Origin of the sequence: Pseudomonas sp. BLCC-B112, assembly GCF_028550695.1 — a bacterium.
In the GTDB taxonomy this organism is placed as follows: Bacteria; Pseudomonadota; Gammaproteobacteria; order Pseudomonadales; family Pseudomonadaceae; genus Aquipseudomonas; species Aquipseudomonas danubii.
This window is the reverse complement of record NZ_JAQQGK010000002.1, coordinates 166,342-184,817: the sequence shown is the minus strand read 5'-3', so window position 1 is coordinate 184,817 and position 18,476 is coordinate 166,342. Positions and strand designations below refer to the sequence as shown.

The following is an 18,476-nucleotide window of genomic DNA, read 5'->3' as shown; positions in this document are numbered from 1 at the left end:
CCGATGTGTTCATGGTGCTGGGGCTTTGCGCTCGTGGCCCAGGCCCTGGCGGAGCAGGCCCAGGCCGCCGGAGTCGAGTTGCATCTGGTGGTGGGCGGCTTGCGCACCGGCAGCGGGGCGGCACTGGAGCCCAATACCCGGCGCTACATCCTTGAACACTGGCAGGCGGTGCATCAGGCCACCGGCCAGCCGTTCACCTTCGAGGGTGCATTGCCCGATGGCTTTGTCTATGACACCGAGCCGGCTTGTCGCGCCATCGTCACTGCTCGCAGCCTGGCTCCGGACTGTGCCTGGAAACTGTTGGGGTTGATCCAGCGGGCGTTCTATGTCGAAGGCCGCGATGTCACCCTGGCCAGTGTGCTGGTGGAGTTGGCGGAGCAGGCCGGGGTTCCGCGGATCGAGTTCGCCGAAGCCTTCGATCGCGCCGAGCAGCATGCCGCCACGGCGGCGGATTTCACTTGGGTCCAGGACCTGGGGATTGCCGGATTTCCCACCTTGCTGGCGGAACGCAACGGCCAGTTGGCCTTGCTGACCAACGGCTATCAGCCGCTGAGCGAGTTGTCGCCGTTGCTGGGACGCTGGTTGGAGCGCGCCGCCTGTGCCTGATTCAGTCGATTCAAGCACCACCGGTAAAACCGTAGATCGTTTGAGCTGGGGGGAAATCCGTCGCCTGGCCTTGCAACATAGAAAGTCGCTGTGGATCGCCAATGGGGTGGCCGTGCTGGCGACCCTGTGCAGTGTGCCGATTCCACTGTTGCTGCCGTTGCTGGTGGACGAGGTGCTGCTGGGCCATGGCGATGGCGCATTGCAAGTGATGAACCGCCTATTGCCCGATGGCTGGCAAACTGCGGCGGGCTATATCGGGTTGATGCTGTTGATCACCCTGATCCTGCGTTGCTCCGCCCTGGTGTTCAACGTGGTCCAGGCGCGGCTGTTTGCCGGTTTGGCCAAGGACATCGTCTACCGGATCCGTGTGCGCCTGATCGAACGGCTCAAGCGCATTTCCCTGGGGGAGTACGAAAGCCTGGGGGGAGGCACGGTCACTACGCATCTGGTCACCGACCTGGACACGGTGGACAAGTTTGTCGGTGAAACCCTGAGCCGATTCCTGGTGGCCATGCTGACCCTGGTGGGCACGGCCGGCATTCTGATGTGGATGCACTGGAAGCTGGCGCTGCTGATTCTGCTGTTCAACCCGTTGGTGATTTTTGCCACGGTGCAACTGGGCAAGCGGGTCAAGCACCTGAAGAAGCTGGAAAATGACAGCACTTCGCGTTTCACCCAGGCCCTGACCGAGACCCTGGAGGCGATCCAGGAGATCCGCGCCAGCAACCGCCAGGGCTACTTTCTTGGACGCCTGGGCCAGCGTGCCGAGGAGGTTCGGGACTACGCCGTGGCCTCGCAGTGGAAAAGCGACGCCTCGGGCCGGGCCAGTGGTTTGCTGTTCCAGTTCGGTATCGACATTTTTCGCGCGGCGGCGATGCTCACAGTGCTGTTCTCCGACCTGTCCATCGGCCAGATGCTGGCGGTGTTCAGCTACCTGTGGTTCATGATCGGCCCGGTGGAGCAGTTGCTGAATCTGCAATACGCCTATTACGCCGCCGGCGGGGCCCTGACTCGGATCAACGAGTTGCTGGCGCGGGCCGATGAACCGCAGTACAGCGGTGGCGTGGATCCGTTCCAGGGGCGCGAAACCGTCGGCATCGAGGTCCGCGGCCTGAGCTTCGGCTACGGCGATGAGCGGGTGCTGGACAACATGAATCTGTCGATCGCGCCTGGTGAGAAGGTGGCCATTGTCGGTGCCAGTGGTGGGGGCAAGAGCACCCTGGTGCAGCTGTTGCTGGGGCTGTATACGCCGCAGACCGGGGTGATCCGCTTTGGCGGTGCCACTCAGCAGGAAATCGGCCTGGAAACGGTACGGGATCACGTCGCCGTGGTGCTGCAGCATCCTGCCTTGTTCAACGATACGATTCGCGCCAACCTGACCATGGGTCGTGAGCGCAGTGATAGCGCTTGCTGGCAGGCCCTGGAAATTGCACAGCTCGAACCCACCGTCAGGGCGCTGCCCCAGGGCCTGGACAGTGTGGTCGGGCGCTCAGGTGTGCGTCTTTCCGGTGGGCAACGCCAGCGCCTGGCTATTGCGCGGATGGTACTGGCCGAACCCAAGGTGGTGATTCTTGATGAAGCCACGTCCGCTCTGGACGCAGCCACCGAGTACAACCTGCATCAAGCCTTGACGCGTTTTCTGCGTGGGCGGACTACGCTGATCATTGCTCATCGCCTGTCGGCGGTTAAACAGGCTGACCGGGTTTTGGTGTTCGATGGCGGGCAGATCGCCGAAGATGGCGACCATCAGCAGCTGATTGCTGATGGCGGCCTTTATGCCAAGCTATACGGGCATTTGCAGCAGGTTCGATAGTCTTGAGTTTTGTCCGGGTTTCTGTGTTTAGTGCTTGAATTTCCTGGTGGAATAACCGCTTCGGCTTGAGAGAGCGGCCGTTTCCCCGTGAAGGTTCGCCCCGGACGCTGCCCAGCCTGCGTCGGAGCTATGGAAATTCGCCTAATCTGTGCTGTCTGAGTCGGGACTACTGGGTGTTCATTTGGCAGTGCGCAAGCAAGGACCCTCATGAAGCAAAAGCGGACTTTCGCAACGCCGCGGTTGTTGGGCATCGTCTGGCCCTTTATCGCCGTGGTGTTATTTCAAGCGCTGTTGGGCGGCCTCAGCCTGTATGTCCTGTCGGCAGTGCGTGGCTATGTTGCCGGTGAGAGCTTGTGGTCCAAAGGCCAGAAAGACGCCATCTACTACCTCAATCTGTACGCCGACAGCCGCGACGAAGGCACTTTCCTCAAGTACCAGAACGCCATAGCCGTACCCCAGGGCGGGCATGAGCTGCGGGTGGCCCTGGATAGCCAGCCGCCGGATCTTGAGGCGGCGCGCCTGGGGATTCTCAAGGGCGGCAATCACCCGGATGACGTTCCTAGCCTGATCTGGCTGTACCTCAACTTCCGCCATTTCAGCTATCTGGAAAAGGCCATCGATTTGTGGACCGTGGGCGACGGCTACCTGCTGCAGCTCGATACGGTAGCCCGAGAGATGCACAAGGGGATCGGCAGCAACAGTGCCAGCGAAGCCGACGTGCAACGTTGGAAGAGTCAGATCTTTGCCATCAACGATGGAGTCACGCCGGCGGCCAAGGCCTTCAGCGATGCCTTGGGGGAAGGCTCGCGGGTGATCCTGCGCCTCTTGCTGGTGACCAACCTGGCCACAGCGCTGATCCTGATTGCCCTGGCCTTGCTGCGTACCCACAAGCTGCTGGCCCAGCGGCATGCCTTTGCCGACGCGTTGCAACTGGAGAAGGAGCGCGCGCAGATCACCTTGCAGTCCATTGGTGACGGGGTGATCACCACGGATGTCGAGGGCGCTATTGCCTATATGAACCCGGCGGCGGAAGAACTGACTCGCTGGAAGGCCGAGCAAGCGGTGGGCTTGCCCCTGGCGGCGTTGTTCAATCTCTTGGACGAAAACGCCCAGGCCGACGGCTTCACTCTGATCGAACACATCCTCAGTGGCCAGCTCAGTGGCGGCAGCGAGCATTCCAAGCTGATCCAGCGCCTGGATGGCAGTACGGTGTCGGTGACCCTGGTGGGCGCGCCGATCCGCAATGCCGGGAAGGTCAGTGGCACGGTACTGGTGTTGCACGATATGACCCAGGAGCGGCAGTACATCGCCAATCTGTCCTGGCAGGCGACCCACGATGCCTTGACCGGCCTGGCCAATCGCCGGGAGTTCGAATTCCGCCTGGAGCAGGCGTTGCACGGCTTGATCCGCCAGCCCGCCAGGCATGCGCTGATGTTTCTGGACCTGGACCAGTTCAAGCTGGTCAACGACACCTGTGGCCATGCGGCTGGGGATGAGTTGCTGCGGCACATCTGCGCGTTGCTGCAGTCGGGGCTGCGCGAAGGTGACACCCTGGCGCGATTGGGCGGGGACGAGTTCGGGATTCTTCTGGAGAACTGCTCGCCGGAGGCGGCGGAGAAGATTGCCGAAGGGCTGCGTCAGACTGTGCAGAACTTGCATTTTGTCTGGAAGGGCCGGCCATTCGTGACCACCGTGAGCATTGGGCTGGTGCATATCGCTCAGACTCCCACCACGCTTGAGGCGTCGTTGCGGGCAGCGGATATGGCCTGTTACATGGCAAAGGAGAAAGGTCGCAATCGGGTGCAGGTCTATCATGCCGACGATTCAGAACTGTCCCTGCGATTTGGCGAGATGGCCTGGGTTCAGCGGCTGCACATGGCCCTCGAGGAAAACCGCTTCTGCCTCTATTCCCAGGAAATCACCGCCCTAGGTCGTACCGAGCATGATGGTGGGCACATCGAGATTCTTCTGCGCCTGCACGACGAGGCTGGCCGGATGATCCTGCCGGACAGCTTCATTCCGGCGGCGGAGCGTTACGGCCTGATGACCTCCCTGGACCGCTGGGTGGTACAGAACGTATTCAAGATCATCGCCCAGTGCATTGCCGAGGGCCGGGAAGGACCAATGGCGATGTGTGCGATCAATCTGTCGGGTACCACCATTGGCGACGACGAGTTTCTCGACTTCCTGCGAGAGCAGTTCGTGGTCTATGGCGTACCGCCGAAGATGATCTGTTTTGAAATTACTGAAACCAGTGCAATTGCCAATTTGGGCAGTGCGATCCGTTTTATAAATGAACTCAAGGGTTTGGGTTGCCATTTTTCCCTGGATGACTTTTGTGCGGGAATGTCGTCGTTCGCTTATCTCAAACATTTGCCTGTAGACTTCCTCAAGATCGATGGAAGTTTCGTAAAGGATATGCTGGACGACCCGATTAACCGCGCCATGGTCGAGGTGATCAACCACATCGGGCATGTCATGGGTAAGCGCACGATTGCCGAGTTTGTTGAAACACCGCAGATCGAGCAGGCCCTGCTTGAGATCGGCGTGGATTATGCTCAAGGCTACATTGTTGAACGTCCGCAATTGTTCACCTGTGACAGCTTGCAGTGTCGACCCGTGCGGCCACAGCCGCTGTTGTTCAAGGCGCCCGGCACGTTCCGTTGAAACCTCTTTTGGATCCGCATATCACAATCAAAAGGAGCCCGACAGTGATCGACACATTCAACCGAACCGGCCCGCTCATGGAAGCTGCCAGCTACCCCGCCTGGACTCAGCAATTGATCCGGGACTGCAGCGAGAGCAAGCGCCGTGTGGTGGAGCATGAGCTGTATCAGCGCATGCGTGACAACAAACTCAGTGCCAAAGTCATGCGTCAGTACCTGATCGGCGGCTGGCCTGTGGTTGAACAGTTCGCCCTGTATATGGCGCAGAACCTGACCAAGACCCGTTTTGCCCGTCACCCTGGCGAAGACATGGCGCGTCGTTGGCTGATGCGCAACATTCGGGTCGAACTCAATCATGCCGATTACTGGGTGCATTGGAGCCGGGCCCATGGTGTGACCCTGGAGGATTTGCAAGCCCAGCAAGTGCCACCGGAGCTGCATGCCTTGAGTCACTGGTGCTGGCACACCAGTTCGGCGGATTCGCTGATCGTGGCGATCGCTGCAACCAACTACGCCATTGAAGGGGCGACGGGCGAATGGTCGGCCCTGGTCTGTTCCAGCGGCGTCTATGCCGCTGCGTTCCCGGAAGAAGACCGCAAGCGCGCCATGAAGTGGCTGAAGATGCATGCCCAGTACGATGATGCTCATCCCTGGGAAGCCCTGGAAATTATCGTCACGCTGGCAGGTTTGAATCCGAGCAAGGCCCTGCAAGTTGAGCTGCGCCAGGCCATCTGCAAGAGCTATGACTATATGTACCTGTTCCTGGAGCGCTGCATGCAGCAGGAAAAAACCACAGTGACTCGCGAGCGCCTAGCGCTGGCTGAAGGGTAAGTCGGGCGGGGGCTTTACGGGCAGGTCGATTGTCATGGGCAAGGGTTGCCTGAGGCAGTGGAGTTGCCCGTGATTGATATACAAGTGCGAGGCCTGCTACCTAGCCCGCCATTGCCAGCCGATTGCGTCCTTCCCGCTTGGCCACGTACAGCGCGCTATCGGCGCGGCGCAACAGGCTCTCTGCGGACTCACCCGGCAACAGGGTCGAACAGCCCAGGCTGACGGTGAGTTCGATCAGTTTGCCGTCAGCCTGGTATTCCTGGGCTTGGGCGGCATTTCTCAGCCGTTCGCCCACCATCGCCGCTGCGTCGCGCCCGGTGTTGGAGAGCAGGATCAGGAATTCTTCCCCGCCAAAGCGAAAGACCATGTCCACATTGCGCAGTTGCCCCTTGATCGAGGCGGCAACGGCCTTGAGCACTTCGTCGCCAGTGCTGTGGCCGTAGCTGTCGTTGATGCGCTTGAAGTGGTCGATGTCCAGCATCAGCAGTGACAGTGGGAGTGAGTGGCGGCGAGCCATCTCGATTTCCCGTTGCAGGGTTTGGTCCATGGCAATCCGGTTGCCGGTATCGGTCAACGGATCGCGCAGGGCGCTGCGGGTTGCGGCGCGATACAGCAAAGCGTTGCGCATCGGGTACAGCAGGGTTGAGAGCAACGACTCCAGGTAACCCTGTTCGGTCTCGCTGAAGCGTTGGCTGCGGCGGAACACCAGCTCGCCCATGGACTCGCCTTCGTGGCTCAGGTTGTAGCTGATGGAGTGGTGACCGCGCTGGCCGAACTCCAGGCGCAGATCGCTGAGGGGGTGCTGGTAATGGAGGGCGTCGAGGGGGACCAGGCGTTGCACTTCGCGAAAGAACAGGCCGAGGATGCGTTGCGGCTCAAGGCTGGTTTGCAGTTGCAGTCCCAGTTGTTGGCGCAATTGTCCGAGGCTGACGGGCTGTTTGATCAGCGGTGTCTGTTGGCCAAAGCCCAGGCGTTGCAATTTGGCGCTATCGAAGTCAATTGCGTTGGTCTGGGTCGGTGTTTTCATTTGAGCTTGAGCCCCCTGAGCACTATTTACGGTGTTTCTGCCTAGGTGAGAGCGGCTCTGAGCTGCGCGTCATACTGTTCCTTCAGTCCCGTAGGACAATCGCGCATATTTTAGGCCGCTTCGCCTTTGGCTATAAAGCCCTCGGCACAAGCCGTTTCCCGCAGCGTCAATGCACCGTGGGTTGAGTGTTGTTAGAGCGAAACTCGTGCCATTCGGTTCATACGAATAAAACTTGTTTGAATTCAAATGCTTGGTGAGTGTGCGGGAGCACGACTTACCTTGGCCGACATTTGTTTGGCTTGAAACCCGTGGGGGATGGGGCTTGCCAAGGCGTCGCGACAGTATTCTGTCGCGACGAACGGAGAGGGTTACTGTGCGTTGAAAGCCTGGCCGTTGATTCCGGTGCTGTCCGGGCCCATCAGATACAGGTAGACCGGCATGATCTCTTCCGGTGTCGGGTTGTTGCTGGGGTTCTCGCCCGGATAAGCCTGGGCACGCATGCTGGTACGGGTGGCGCCCGGGTTGATGCTGTTGGCACGGACCGGCGCCACAGTGTCCAGCTCATCGGCCAGGGTTTGCATCAGACCCTCAGTGGCGAACTTGGACACGCCGTAGGCGCCCCAATAGGCCCGACCCTTGCGGCCGACGCTGCTGGAGGTGAACACCACCGAAGCATCCTGGGACAGTTTGAGCAGGGGCAGCAGGGTGCTGGTCAGCATGAACATGGCGTTGACGTTGACTTGCATCACTCGCATGAAGTTTTCCCCCGACAGCTGCTCCAGCGGCGTGCGAGGGCCAATGATCGAGGCATTGTGCAGCAGGCCGTCGAGGTGGCCGAACTCGGTCTCGATCATCGCTGCCAGTTCGTCGTACTGGTGCGGCAGGGCGGTTTCCAGGTTGAACGGAATCACTACTGGCTGGGGATGGCCAGCCGCTTCGATGGCGTCGTAGACCTCGGTCAGGTTGGCTTCGGTCTTGCCCAGCAAAAGTACAGTGGCGCCGTGGGCGGCAAAGGTCTTGGCGGCGGCGGCGCCGATGCCACGCCCGGCGCCGGTGACCAGAATGACCCGGTCCTTGAGCAGTTCGGGGCGAGCGGAATAATCAAACATAAAAGGCCTCAACAGAAATTCGATCGTCTCCGGCGCTTAGCCGGGAATTGCTGCCGCTTAGCAGCTGCACAATGCGTTATCCAGAACCTGGCGCAGCTCCAGCGGATGGTTGACCACCACGTCGGCGCCCCAGTGCCGGGGATTATCGTCCGGATGGATGTAGCCATAGGTCACGGCGGCGGTCTTGGTGCCGGCGTCGCGGCCGGATTCGATATCCCGCAGATCGTCGCCGACGAACAGTACGGTGGACGGGTCCAGCTCGAGCATCTTGCATGCCAGAATCAGCGGCTCGGGGTCGGGCTTGCTGTTCTTCACATGGTCGGGACAGATCAGCAGTGCCGAGCGTTCGGCCAGCCCCAGTTGCTGCATGATCGGCTCGGCGAAGCGCAGTGGCTTGTTGGTCACCACCCCCCAGATCAGATTGGCTTTTTCGATATCGGCCAGTAGCTCCGCCATGCCGTCGAAGAGCTTGCTGTGCACGGCGCAATGCTTGAGGTAGCGCTCGAGGAATTCCAGGCGTAACGCCTCGAATCCCGGGGATTCCGGGTCCATGGAAAACGTCACGGCTACCATGGCCTTGGCGCCGCCCGAAACTTCGTCGCGGATATGTTGGTCGGCAATCGGCGGCAGGCCGCGATCACGGCGCATGCCCTGGCAGACTGCGATGAAGTCGGGCGCGGTGTCGAGCAGGGTGCCATCCATATCGAAAAGAACGGCTCTGATGGCCATGTCTCACTCCTCTCGCAGGGTCTGGATCATGTAGTTGACGTCAACGTCCGCTGCCAGTTTGTAGTGCTTGGTCAGGGGGTTGTAGGTCAGGCCAATGATGTCCTTGACGGTCAGGCCGGCAGAGCGGCTCCAGGCGCCGAGTTCCGAAGGACGGATGAACTTCTTGAAATCGTGGGTGCCGCGAGGCAGCAGTTTCATGATGTATTCCGCACCGATGATGGCGAACAGATAAGCCTTGGGGTTGCGGTTGATGGTGGAGAAGAACACTTGGCCGCCGGGCTTGACCATGCGGAAGCAGGCGCGAATCACCGATGAAGGGTCAGGGACGTGCTCAAGCATCTCCAGGCAGGTAACCACGTCGAACTGCTCAGGCATCTCCTCGGCCAGGGCTTCGGCGGTGATCTGCCGGTACTCGACATTTACGCCGGATTCCAGCTGGTGCAACTGGGCGACCGCCAGAGGTGCCTCACCCATGTCGATCCCGGTCACGGTGGCGCCGCGCTGAGCCATGGCCTCGCTGAGGATGCCGCCGCCACAGCCGACGTCGAGTACCTTCTTGCCGGCCAGTCCGACCCGTTCGTCGATCCAGTTGACCCGAAGCGGGTTGATGTCGTGCAGGGGCTTGAATTCGCTTTCGCGGTCCCACCAGCGATGGGCCAGGGCTTCGAATTTGGCGATTTCAGCGTGGTCGACGTTGCTCATGGGTGATACTCCAAAGCTAAGAAATTCTCTGTTGGGCCTCGAGCGTCCGCTCAAGGTCCGGGTTATTGGGCGTGGCCGCTGATGCGCTGGCCCCAGCTGCGGGCGGTGGCGCTCAGCTGTTGTTCGTCCTGGCGAGTCAGGCGCCGGTCATCCAGCAGTTGCTTGCCGGCGACCCACAGGTGTTTCACGCAGTCCCGGCCAGTGGCGTAGATCAGTTGCGACACAGGGTCGTAAATCGGTTGCTGGGCCAGGCCGGACAGGTCGAAGGCCACCATGTCTGCGGCCTTGCCGATTTCCAGAGAGCCCACTTCGCTTTCCAGTCCCATGGCTCTGGCGCCATTAAGGGTGGCCATGCGCAGGGCGCGATGGGCATCCAGGGCGGTTGCCGAACCAGCCACGGCCTTGGCCAGTAGTGCGGCGGTACGAGTTTCCCCCAGCAGGTCCAGATCGTTGTTGCTGGCCGCACCGTCGGTGCCTACCGCGACGTTGACCCCGGCCTGCCACAGGCGCTCTACCGGGCAGAAGCCGCTGGCCAGTTTCAAGTTGGATTCCGGGCAATGAATGACACTGGTGTTGGTTTCTACCAGTAAAGCCAGGTCGTCATCGCTGATTTGGGTCATATGAACCGCCTGGAAGCGCGGCCCCAGTAGGCCCAGTCGAGCCAGGCGCGCCAGTGGGCGCTCGCCACGCTGCTCCAGGGATTGCTGCACTTCGAACGCGGTTTCATGCACATGCATGTGGATCGAGGCGTCGAGTTCTTCGGCGATCACCCGGATCTTTTCCAGATTCTCATCGCCTACGGTGTAGGGCGCATGGGGCCCGAAGGTGATCTTGATCCTTGGGTGGTGCTTGAGATCACCAAACAGTTCGACGCCCTGACGAATGGCTTCGTCGGCGTCGTGGGCTCCAGGAATGGGGAAGTCGAGGATTGGTATGGCGAGTTGGGCGCGTATGCCGCTGTTGTGAACGCGCTCGCTGGCAACCTTCGGAAAGAAGTACATGTCAGAGAAACAGGTGATACCGCCTTTGATCTGCTCGGCGATGGCCAGGTCGGTACCGTCACGGACGAAGGCTTCATCCACCCACTTGGCTTCGGCGGGCCAGATATGCTTTTCCAGCCAAGTCATCAGTGGCAAGTCGTCGGCCAGGCCGCGAAACAGCGTCATGGCTGCGTGCCCGTGGGCATTGACCAGTCCCGGGCTGAGCAGCATGCCGGGCAGTTCGCGAACTTCGGTGGCGCGAAACTTCAACGCCTCGGCTCGCGGGCCGATGAACAGAATGCGTCCGTCGCGGATGCCCAGGCCGTGTTCCTTAAGGACGACGCCGGCTGGCTCCACTGGCACCAACCAGGTCGGTAACAGCAGCAGATCGAGCGCAGTCTCACGGTTCGGCATCGAATATCGGTCCAGGGCTTCATATAAAGGATGGCGAAGTATACCCGAGCGTCTTGGCGGGGGGATCGCTATAATCCGCGGCTTTTGTTCATGAGTACGGGGTGAGGGATGCGCGATCGTCTGTTGGCTGCGGAGAAGGTCAAGGCCATTGATTGGCGGGATAACACTCTGTACCTGCTCGATCAGCGGAACCTGCCCTTCGAGGAGACCTGGGTTGCCTGCGACAGCGCGGCCAGGGCCGCCGAAGCGATTCGTTCAATGGTGGTGCGCGGCGCTCCAGCCATTGGCATCAGCGCAGCTTATGGTCTGGTCCTGGCGGCTCGTGCGCGCTTTGCCGCAGGCGGCGATTGGTTGGCCGCTCTGGAGGCGGATTTTGCCCTGCTGGCGGAGTCCCGCCCGACCGGTGGCAATCTGTTCTGGGCCTTGAATCGCATGCGCGAGCGCCTGGATCGGGTCAAGGACCTGGCTGAGCCGTTGGCGGCACTGGAAGCGGAGGCCATGTCGATCCATGAGAGTGATCGTGAGGCCAACCTGACCATGGCTCAGCTGGGCGTGGATTTGATTCGTCGGTACCAAGGCAATCCACAGGCCTTGTTGACTCATTGCAATACAGGCGCTCTTGCGACCGGCGGCTTCGGCACGGCTCTGGGGGTGATTCGTGCGGCTTGGCTGGAAGGCATGGTGGAGCGAGTTCATGTCGATGAAACCCGGCCCTGGCTCCAAGGGTCGCGCCTGACAGCCTGGGAGTTGGCCAGTGATGGTATTCCTGTGACCTTGAACGCCGACGCTGCCGCCGCCCACATCATGAAGACCAAAGGTGTGACCTGGGTCGTTGTCGGTGCTGACCGAATCGCCGCCAATGGCGATGTGGCGAACAAGATCGGCACCTATCAGCTGGCGGTCAATGCTATGCATCACGGAGTGCGCTTCATGGTGGTGGCCTCCAGTTCGACCATCGACATGAATCTGGCCAGTGGGGACGACATTCCCATCGAGGAGCGCGACGCCGCAGAGTTGCTGGAACTCGCTGGCAAGAGGGTGGGGGCGGATGTGGAGGTCTTCAATCCGGTGTTCGATGTGACGCCTGCGGACCTGATCGACGCCATCGTCACCGAAAAGGGTGTCGTCGAACGTCCGGATGCAGCAAAGATGGCGCAATTGATGTGCCGTAAGCGCTTGCATTGATGTTTGGCCTCGAAGGTTGCTGTCTATGACTTCCGAGGTGGGCCGCCGAGTCGGAAAAAACACATAAATGTGTGCGAATTTGGCCTCTGAGCCTCTCTCGTCTCTTATCAGGCTGTCACCGGTCAACTAACTATGCTCCATGCGCGTCAGGGGGATAGGTGCGTGGCGGCGATTGTGATAACATCCGGCGGTTTCCAAGGCGGTCCGATGCGACTGCCTTCACTGCGCAAATCCATGGCATAACTTGTTGATTTGTCGTAAGTCGGTGCATGGCACTAGGCCTGCAGCGGCGAGCTTCGTTCGTCCCATATGGATGTGACGAAGTTTCACCAGAAAAAGGAATCAGGCTTCTCATGGGCGAACTGGCCAAAGAAATCCTCCCGGTCAATATCGAAGACGAGCTGAAACAGTCCTACCTCGACTACGCGATGAGCGTAATCGTCGGGCGGGCACTGCCTGATGCGCGCGATGGCTTGAAGCCCGTGCACCGGCGTGTGCTGTACGCGATGAGCGAGCTCGGTAACGACTGGAACAAGCCGTACAAGAAATCTGCCCGTGTTGTCGGTGACGTGATCGGTAAGTATCACCCGCACGGTGATACCGCGGTGTACGACACCATCGTTCGTATGGCCCAGCCATTCTCCCTGCGCTACCTGCTGGTAGACGGCCAGGGTAACTTCGGTTCGGTCGACGGCGACAACGCGGCGGCCATGCGATACACCGAAGTGCGCATGACCAAGCTGGCGCACGAGCTGCTGGCCGACCTGCACAAGGAAACCGTGGACTGGGTGCCGAACTACGACGGCACCGAGATGATCCCGGCGGTCATGCCGACCAAGATCCCCAACCTGCTGGTCAACGGTTCCAGCGGTATTGCCGTGGGCATGGCGACCAACATTCCGCCGCACAACCTCGGTGAAGTCATCGACGGTTGCCTGGCGCTGATCGACAATCCCGAGCTGACTGTCGACGAGCTGATGCAGTACATCCCCGGCCCGGACTTTCCGACCGCAGCGATCATCAACGGTCGCGAAGGCATCATCGAGGCCTATCGCACCGGCCGTGGCCGCATCTACATGCGTGCCCGCTCGATCATCGAAGACATCGACAAGGTGGGTGGCCGCCAGCAGATCGTCATCACCGAGCTGCCTTACCAGCTGAACAAGGCCCGCCTGATCGAGAAGATCGCCGAGCTGGTGAAAGAGAAGAAACTCGAAGGCATCACCGAACTGCGCGATGAGTCCGACAAGGACGGTATGCGCGTGGTCATCGAGCTGCGTCGCGGCGAAGTGCCCGAGGTGATCCTCAACAACCTCTACGCCCAGACCCAGTTGCAAGCCGTGTTCGGCATCAACATCGTGGCGCTGATCGACGGCCGTCCGCGGATCCTCAACCTCAAGGATCTGCTGGAAGCCTTCGTTCGTCACCGTCGCGAAGTGGTGACCCGTCGTACCGTGTTCGAGCTGCGCAAGGCGCGTGAGCGCGGTCACATCCTTGAAGGCCAGGCTGTTGCCCTGTCCAACATCGACCCGGTCATTGCCCTGATCAAGGCCTCGCCAACACCGTCGGAAGCCAAGGAAGCGCTGATCAGCACTCCATGGGAATCCAGCGCGGTGATGACCATGGTCGAGCGTGCCGGCGCGGACTCCTGCCGTCCGGAAAACCTTGATCCGCAATACGGTCTGCGCGATGGCAAGTACTTCCTGTCCCCGGAGCAGGCGCAAGCCATTCTGGAGCTGCGTCTGCACCGCCTGACCGGTCTTGAGCACGAAAAACTGCTGGCCGAGTACCAGGAGATCCTCAACCAGATCGGCGAGCTGATCCGCATCCTCAACAGCGCCACGCGCCTGATGGAAGTGATCCGCGAAGAGCTGGAAGTGATTCGTGCCGAATACGGCGATGTGCGTCGTACCGAGATCCTCGATGCACGTCTCGATCTGACCCTGGGCGACATGATTCCGGAAGAAGAGCGCGTGGTGACCATTTCCCACGGCGGCTATGCCAAGACCCAGCCCCTGGCTGCGTACCAGGCTCAGCGTCGTGGCGGTAAAGGTAAATCCGCTACTGGCGTCAAGGATGAGGACTACATCGCTCACCTGCTGGTAGCCAACAGTCACACCACGCTGCTGCTGTTCTCCAGCAAGGGCAAGGTGTACTGGCTCAAGACTTACGAAATTCCTGAAGCATCCCGCGCTGCTCGTGGCCGTCCGCTGGTGAACCTGCTGCCGCTGGACGATGGCGAGTACATCACCACCATGCTGCCGGTAGAGGAATACACCGAAGGTCACTACATCTTCATGGCCACCGCCAACGGCACCGTTAAGAAGACCCCGCTGGAATCCTTCAGCCGTCAGCGTAGCGTCGGTTTGATCGCCCTGGAGCTGGACGAAGGCGATGTGCTGATCAGCGCTGCGATTACCGATGGCGAGCGTGAAGTCATGCTGTTCTCCGATGGTGGCAAAGTGACTCGCTTCAAGGAGTCCGACGTGCGTGCCATGGGCCGTACCGCACGTGGTGTACGCGGTATGCGTCTGGCCGAAGGCCAGAAGCTGATCTCCATGCTGATTCCGGAAGAGGGCAGCCAGATTCTCACCGCCTCCGAGCGTGGTTTCGGCAAGCGCACGGCCATCAGCGAGTTCCCAGAGTACAAGCGTGGCGGTCAGGGCGTTATTGCCATGGTCAGCAACGAGCGTAACGGTCGCCTGGTAGGCGCGGTCCAGGTGCTGGACGGAGAGGAGATCATGCTGATTTCCGATCAGGGCACCCTGGTTCGTACCCGTGTCGACGAAGTGTCGAGCCTGGGCCGTAACACTCAGGGCGTGACCCTGATCAAGCTGGCCAGCGATGAAACCCTGGTAGGCCTGGAGCGGGTGCAGGAGCCATCGGAGATCGAAGGCGAAGAGTACGAAGGTGAAGAGGGCGCTGAATTCGAGGGTACCGTGCTGGATACGGTGGCCGAGCCGGATGATGCAACCGATGGCCAACAGGCAGACGCCGCAGGCGAAGAAGAGTCGAAAGACTAAATTAATCGTAGCAGGGCAGAGTGTTTGCTCTGTCCGCTACCGTGAATGCATAGCGAGAGTGGATGTGAGCAAACGAGCCTATAACTTCTGCGCAGGTCCCGCTGCGCTACCTGAAGCTGTCCTGTTGCGTGCCCAGGCCGAATTGTTGGATTGGCATGGCAAGGGCCTGTCGGTCATGGAGATGAGTCATCGCAGCGATGAGTTCGTCTCCATCGCCACCAAGGCCGAGCAGGATCTGCGTGATCTGCTGAATATCCCCTCGAACTATAAAGTGCTGTTCCTGCAAGGCGGCGCCAGCCAGCAATTTGCCCAGATTCCACTGAATCTGCTGCCTGAAGGCGGTAAGGCCGACTATATCGACACTGGTATCTGGTCGCAGAAAGCCATTGAAGAGGCCTCTCGTTATGGTCAGGTCAATGTCGCGGCCACTGCCAAGCCTTATGACTACTTTGCAATTCCCGGCCAGAACGAATGGCAGCTGTCGAAGGACGCGGCCTACGTACATTACGCGCCGAACGAAACCATTGGTGGCCTGGAGTTCAGCTGGATTCCAGAAACCGGCGACGTTCCCCTGGTGGCTGACATGTCTTCCGACATCCTCTCGCGCCCCGTGGATATTTCCCGTTTCGGCATGATCTACGCCGGTGCGCAGAAGAACATTGGCCCCAGCGGCATCCTGGTGAACATCATTCGCGAGGATCTGCTGGGTCGTGCCCGTTCCCTGTGCCCGACCATGCTCGACTACAAGGTCGCGGCGGATAACTGCTCGATGTACAACACCCCGCCGACCCTGGCCTGGTACCTGTCCGGCTTGGTGTTCGAATGGCTCAAGGAACAGGGCGGGGTGGAAGCCATCGCCAAGCTCAACGAAGTCAAGCAGCGCACCCTGTATGGCTTCATCGATGCCAGCGGCCTGTATAGCAACCCGATCAACAAGTCCGACCGCTCTTGGATGAACGTGCCGTTCCGTCTGGCCGACGATCGCCTGGACAAGCCGTTCCTGGCTGGCGCCGAGGCTCGTGGCCTGCTCAACCTCAAGGGACACCGCTCGGTGGGCGGCATGCGCGCCTCCATCTATAACGCCGTGGACATCAACGCCGTCAATGCGCTGGTGGCTTACATGGCAGAGTTCGAGAAGGAACACGGCTGATGTCTGAGCAAGAACTCAAGGCCCTGCGCCTGCGCATTGATGCTCTGGACGAGAAGGTCCTGGAGTTGATCAGTGAGCGTGCGCGCTGTGCTCAGGAAGTTGCCCGGGTCAAGATGGCTTCCCTGGCAGAAGGCGAAGTGCCGGTGTTCTATCGTCCCGAGCGCGAGGCTCAGGTGCTCAAGCGGGTGATGGAGCGCAATCAGGGGCCGCTGGGCAATGAAGAGATGGCGCGTTTGTTCCGCGAAATCATGTCTTCGTGCCTGGCGCTGGAGCAGCCGCTGAAGGTGGCTTATCTCGGTCCCGAAGGCACCTTCACCCAGGCTGCGGCCATGAAGCATTTCGGTCATGCGGTGATCAGCAAGCCGATGGCGGCGATCGACGAAGTGTTCCGCGAAGTAGCGGCCGGTGCGGTTAATTTCGGCGTGGTGCCGGTGGAAAACTCCACCGAGGGCGCGGTCAACCATACCCTCGACAGCTTCCTCGAACACGATATGGTGATCTGCGGCGAAGTCGAGCTGCGTATCCACCACCATCTGCTGGTGGGCGAGAACACCAAGACCGACAGCATCAGCCGTATCTATTCCCATGCCCAGTCCCTGGCCCAGTGCCGCAAGTGGCTGGACGCCCATTATCCGAATGTCGAGCGCGTGGCGGTGTCCAGCAACGCTGAGGCGGCCAAACGGGTCAAGGGCGAATGGAATTCGGCGGCCATCGCTGGGGATATGGCAGCGGGTCTGTATGGCCTGACGCGACTGGCAGAGAAAATCGAGGATCGTCCGGACAACTCCACGCGCTTCTTGATGATCGGTAATCAGGAAGTGCCGCCGACTGGCGACGACAAGACCTCGATCATTGTCTCCATGAGCAACAAGCCCGGTGCGTTGCACGAGCTGCTGGTGCCGTTCCACGACAACGGCATCGACCTGACGCGCATCGAGACCCGACCCTCGCGCAGCGGCAAATGGACCTATGTGTTCTTCATCGACTTCGTTGGCCACCACCGTGATCCGTTGATCAAGGATGTGCTGGAGAAGATCAGTCAGGAAGCAGTGGCACTCAAGGTGCTGGGTTCCTACCCGAAAGCGGTTCTCTGAGGCTTTAACAATGAGTGGCGACTTCCTCGCACTGGCACAACCAGGCGTGCAACAACTTTCGCCTTACGTTCCGGGCAAGCCCGTGGACGAATTGGCTCGTGAGCTGGACATCGATCCGGCCACTATCGTCAAGCTGGCAAGCAATGAAAATCCGTTGGGCGCCAGCCCCAAGGCGCTGGCAGCGATTCGCGACGAGCTGGCGGAGCTGACCCGTTACCCTGATGGCAACGGCTTTGCTCTCAAGTCCCTGTTGGCCGAGCGCTGTGGTGTGGAGATCCAGCAGGTAACCCTGGGTAACGGCTCCAACGACATTCTGGAGTTGGTGGCTCGCGCCTATCTGGCGCCAGGCCTGAATGCCGTGTTCAGCGAACACGCGTTTGCCGTCTACCCCATCGTGACCCAGGCGGTCGGTGCCCAGGCAAAAGTAATTCCCGCCAACAACTGGGGGCACGATTTGCCGGCGATGCTCCAGGCGATCGATGAGCAGACCCGTGTGGTGTTCATTGCTAATCCGAACAACCCGACCGGGACCTGGTTCAGTGCCGAGGCGCTGGATGAGTTTCTTCAGGACGTGCCTGCCCATGTCTTGGTAGTGCTGGATGAGGCCTATATCGAGTATGCCGAAGGCAGCGACCTGCCGGACGGTCTGGACTTTCTGGCAGCCTACCCGAACCTGCTGGTGTCACGGACCTTTTCCAAGGCCTATGGTCTGGCGGCCTTGCGGGTTGGTTATGGTCTCTCGACCCCGGTGGTGGCGGATGTGCTGAATCGGGTGCGTCAGCCATTCAATGTCAACAGCCTGGCTTTGGCGGCGTCCTGTGCCGCCTTGCAGGACGAGGATTACCTGGCTGAGAGCCGTCGATTGAATGAGTCGGGCATGCAGCAGCTGGAGGCGGGTTTCCGCGATCTGGGGTTGAGCTGGATCCCTTCCAAGGGCAATTTCATCGCCGTGGATCTGGGGCGTGAAGCTGCGCCAGTGTTCCAGGGGTTGTTGCGTGAAGGTGTGATTGTGCGTCCGGTGGCTAACTACGGCATGCCGAACCATTTGCGCGTCACCATTGGCTTGCCTGCGGAAAACACTCGCTTCCTTGAGGCTTTGGCCAAGGTTATGGCCCGTGGTTGATGTCATTCCAATGCAATCTGCTGT

General features: G+C 60.3%; 14 protein-coding genes. 9 read left to right on the top strand and 5 right to left on the bottom strand.

Annotated elements, in window-relative coordinates:
- Nucleotides 1–3 precede the first annotated feature (3 nt).
- From PQT43_RS06330 to PQT43_RS06315, 4 genes are all read left to right on the top strand, one after another.
- On the top strand, nt 4–606 hold the full coding sequence (locus tag PQT43_RS06330) for a DsbA family protein (protein ID WP_267270063.1): 603 nt from the start codon (nt 4–6) through the stop codon (nt 604–606).
- The gene (locus PQT43_RS06325) at nt 599–2,419 is read left to right on the top strand and encodes an ABC transporter ATP-binding protein (protein WP_110594611.1); all 1,821 of its coding nucleotides are present in this window, start codon (nt 599–601) and stop codon (nt 2,417–2,419) included. The genes PQT43_RS06330 and PQT43_RS06325 overlap by 8 nt, the downstream gene beginning before the upstream one ends.
- Nucleotides 2,420–2,626: 207 nt before the next feature.
- A complete protein-coding gene (locus PQT43_RS06320) occupies nt 2,627–5,086 on the top strand; it encodes an EAL domain-containing protein (RefSeq protein WP_102860841.1) in 2,460 nt (819 codons plus the stop codon).
- A gap of 77 nt (nt 5,087–5,163) precedes the next feature.
- A complete protein-coding gene (locus PQT43_RS06315) occupies nt 5,164–5,916 on the top strand; it encodes a TenA family transcriptional regulator (protein ID WP_222933806.1) in 753 nt (250 codons plus the stop codon).
- Between the two features lie 100 nt (nt 5,917–6,016).
- On the opposite strand, the gene PQT43_RS06310 is transcribed toward PQT43_RS06315, so the two are convergent.
- The 5 genes from PQT43_RS06310 to PQT43_RS06290 form a co-directional block, all read right to left on the bottom strand.
- Nucleotides 6,017–6,943: a GGDEF domain-containing protein gene (locus PQT43_RS06310; RefSeq protein WP_102860843.1), complete on the bottom strand. Its 927-nt coding sequence runs from the start codon at nt 6,941–6,943 to the stop codon at nt 6,017–6,019.
- 368 nt (nt 6,944–7,311) lie between these two features.
- Nucleotides 7,312–8,052, bottom strand: a complete 741-nt coding sequence (locus PQT43_RS06305; protein ID WP_102880480.1) for a YciK family oxidoreductase — start codon at nt 8,050–8,052, stop codon at nt 7,312–7,314.
- Between the two features lie 57 nt (nt 8,053–8,109).
- Nucleotides 8,110–8,781, bottom strand: a complete 672-nt coding sequence (gene mupP, locus PQT43_RS06300) for an N-acetylmuramic acid 6-phosphate phosphatase MupP (RefSeq protein WP_102880479.1) — start codon at nt 8,779–8,781, stop codon at nt 8,110–8,112.
- A gap of 3 nt (nt 8,782–8,784) precedes the next feature.
- Nucleotides 8,785–9,483 (bottom strand): bifunctional 2-polyprenyl-6-hydroxyphenol methylase/3-demethylubiquinol 3-O-methyltransferase UbiG, encoded by a 699-nt coding sequence (ubiG, locus tag PQT43_RS06295; RefSeq protein ID WP_016964097.1) that lies wholly within the window; start codon nt 9,481–9,483, stop codon nt 8,785–8,787.
- A 62-nt stretch (nt 9,484–9,545) separates the two neighbouring features.
- Entirely contained in the window at nt 9,546–10,877 is a 1,332-nt protein-coding gene (locus PQT43_RS06290; protein WP_110594609.1) for a TRZ/ATZ family hydrolase, read from the bottom strand.
- A gap of 108 nt (nt 10,878–10,985) precedes the next feature.
- On the opposite strand from PQT43_RS06290, the gene mtnA reads away from it, so the two are divergent.
- The 5 genes from mtnA to hisC all read left to right on the top strand — a co-directional run bounded on the left by mtnA (nt 10,986) and on the right by hisC (nt 18,452).
- Nucleotides 10,986–12,062 carry an S-methyl-5-thioribose-1-phosphate isomerase gene (gene mtnA, locus PQT43_RS06285; RefSeq protein WP_272753611.1) on the top strand — a complete coding sequence of 359 codons (1,077 nt, stop codon included), beginning with the start codon at nt 10,986–10,988 and terminating at the stop codon, nt 12,060–12,062.
- A 353-nt stretch (nt 12,063–12,415) separates the two neighbouring features.
- Nucleotides 12,416–15,085 (top strand): DNA gyrase subunit A, encoded by a 2,670-nt coding sequence (gene gyrA / locus PQT43_RS06280; protein ID WP_102860848.1) that lies wholly within the window; start codon nt 12,416–12,418, stop codon nt 15,083–15,085.
- A 64-nt stretch (nt 15,086–15,149) separates the two neighbouring features.
- Nucleotides 15,150–16,235, top strand: a complete 1,086-nt coding sequence (gene serC, locus PQT43_RS06275) for a 3-phosphoserine/phosphohydroxythreonine transaminase (protein ID WP_267268702.1) — start codon at nt 15,150–15,152, stop codon at nt 16,233–16,235.
- Entirely contained in the window at nt 16,235–17,329 is a 1,095-nt protein-coding gene (pheA, locus tag PQT43_RS06270; protein ID WP_016964092.1) for a prephenate dehydratase, read from the top strand. Before serC ends, pheA begins: the two co-directional genes overlap by 1 nt.
- 10 nt (nt 17,330–17,339) lie before the next feature.
- Nucleotides 17,340–18,452 (top strand): histidinol-phosphate transaminase, encoded by a 1,113-nt coding sequence (gene hisC, locus PQT43_RS06265; RefSeq protein WP_253085217.1) that lies wholly within the window; start codon nt 17,340–17,342, stop codon nt 18,450–18,452.
- Nucleotides 18,453–18,476 lie beyond the last annotated feature (24 nt).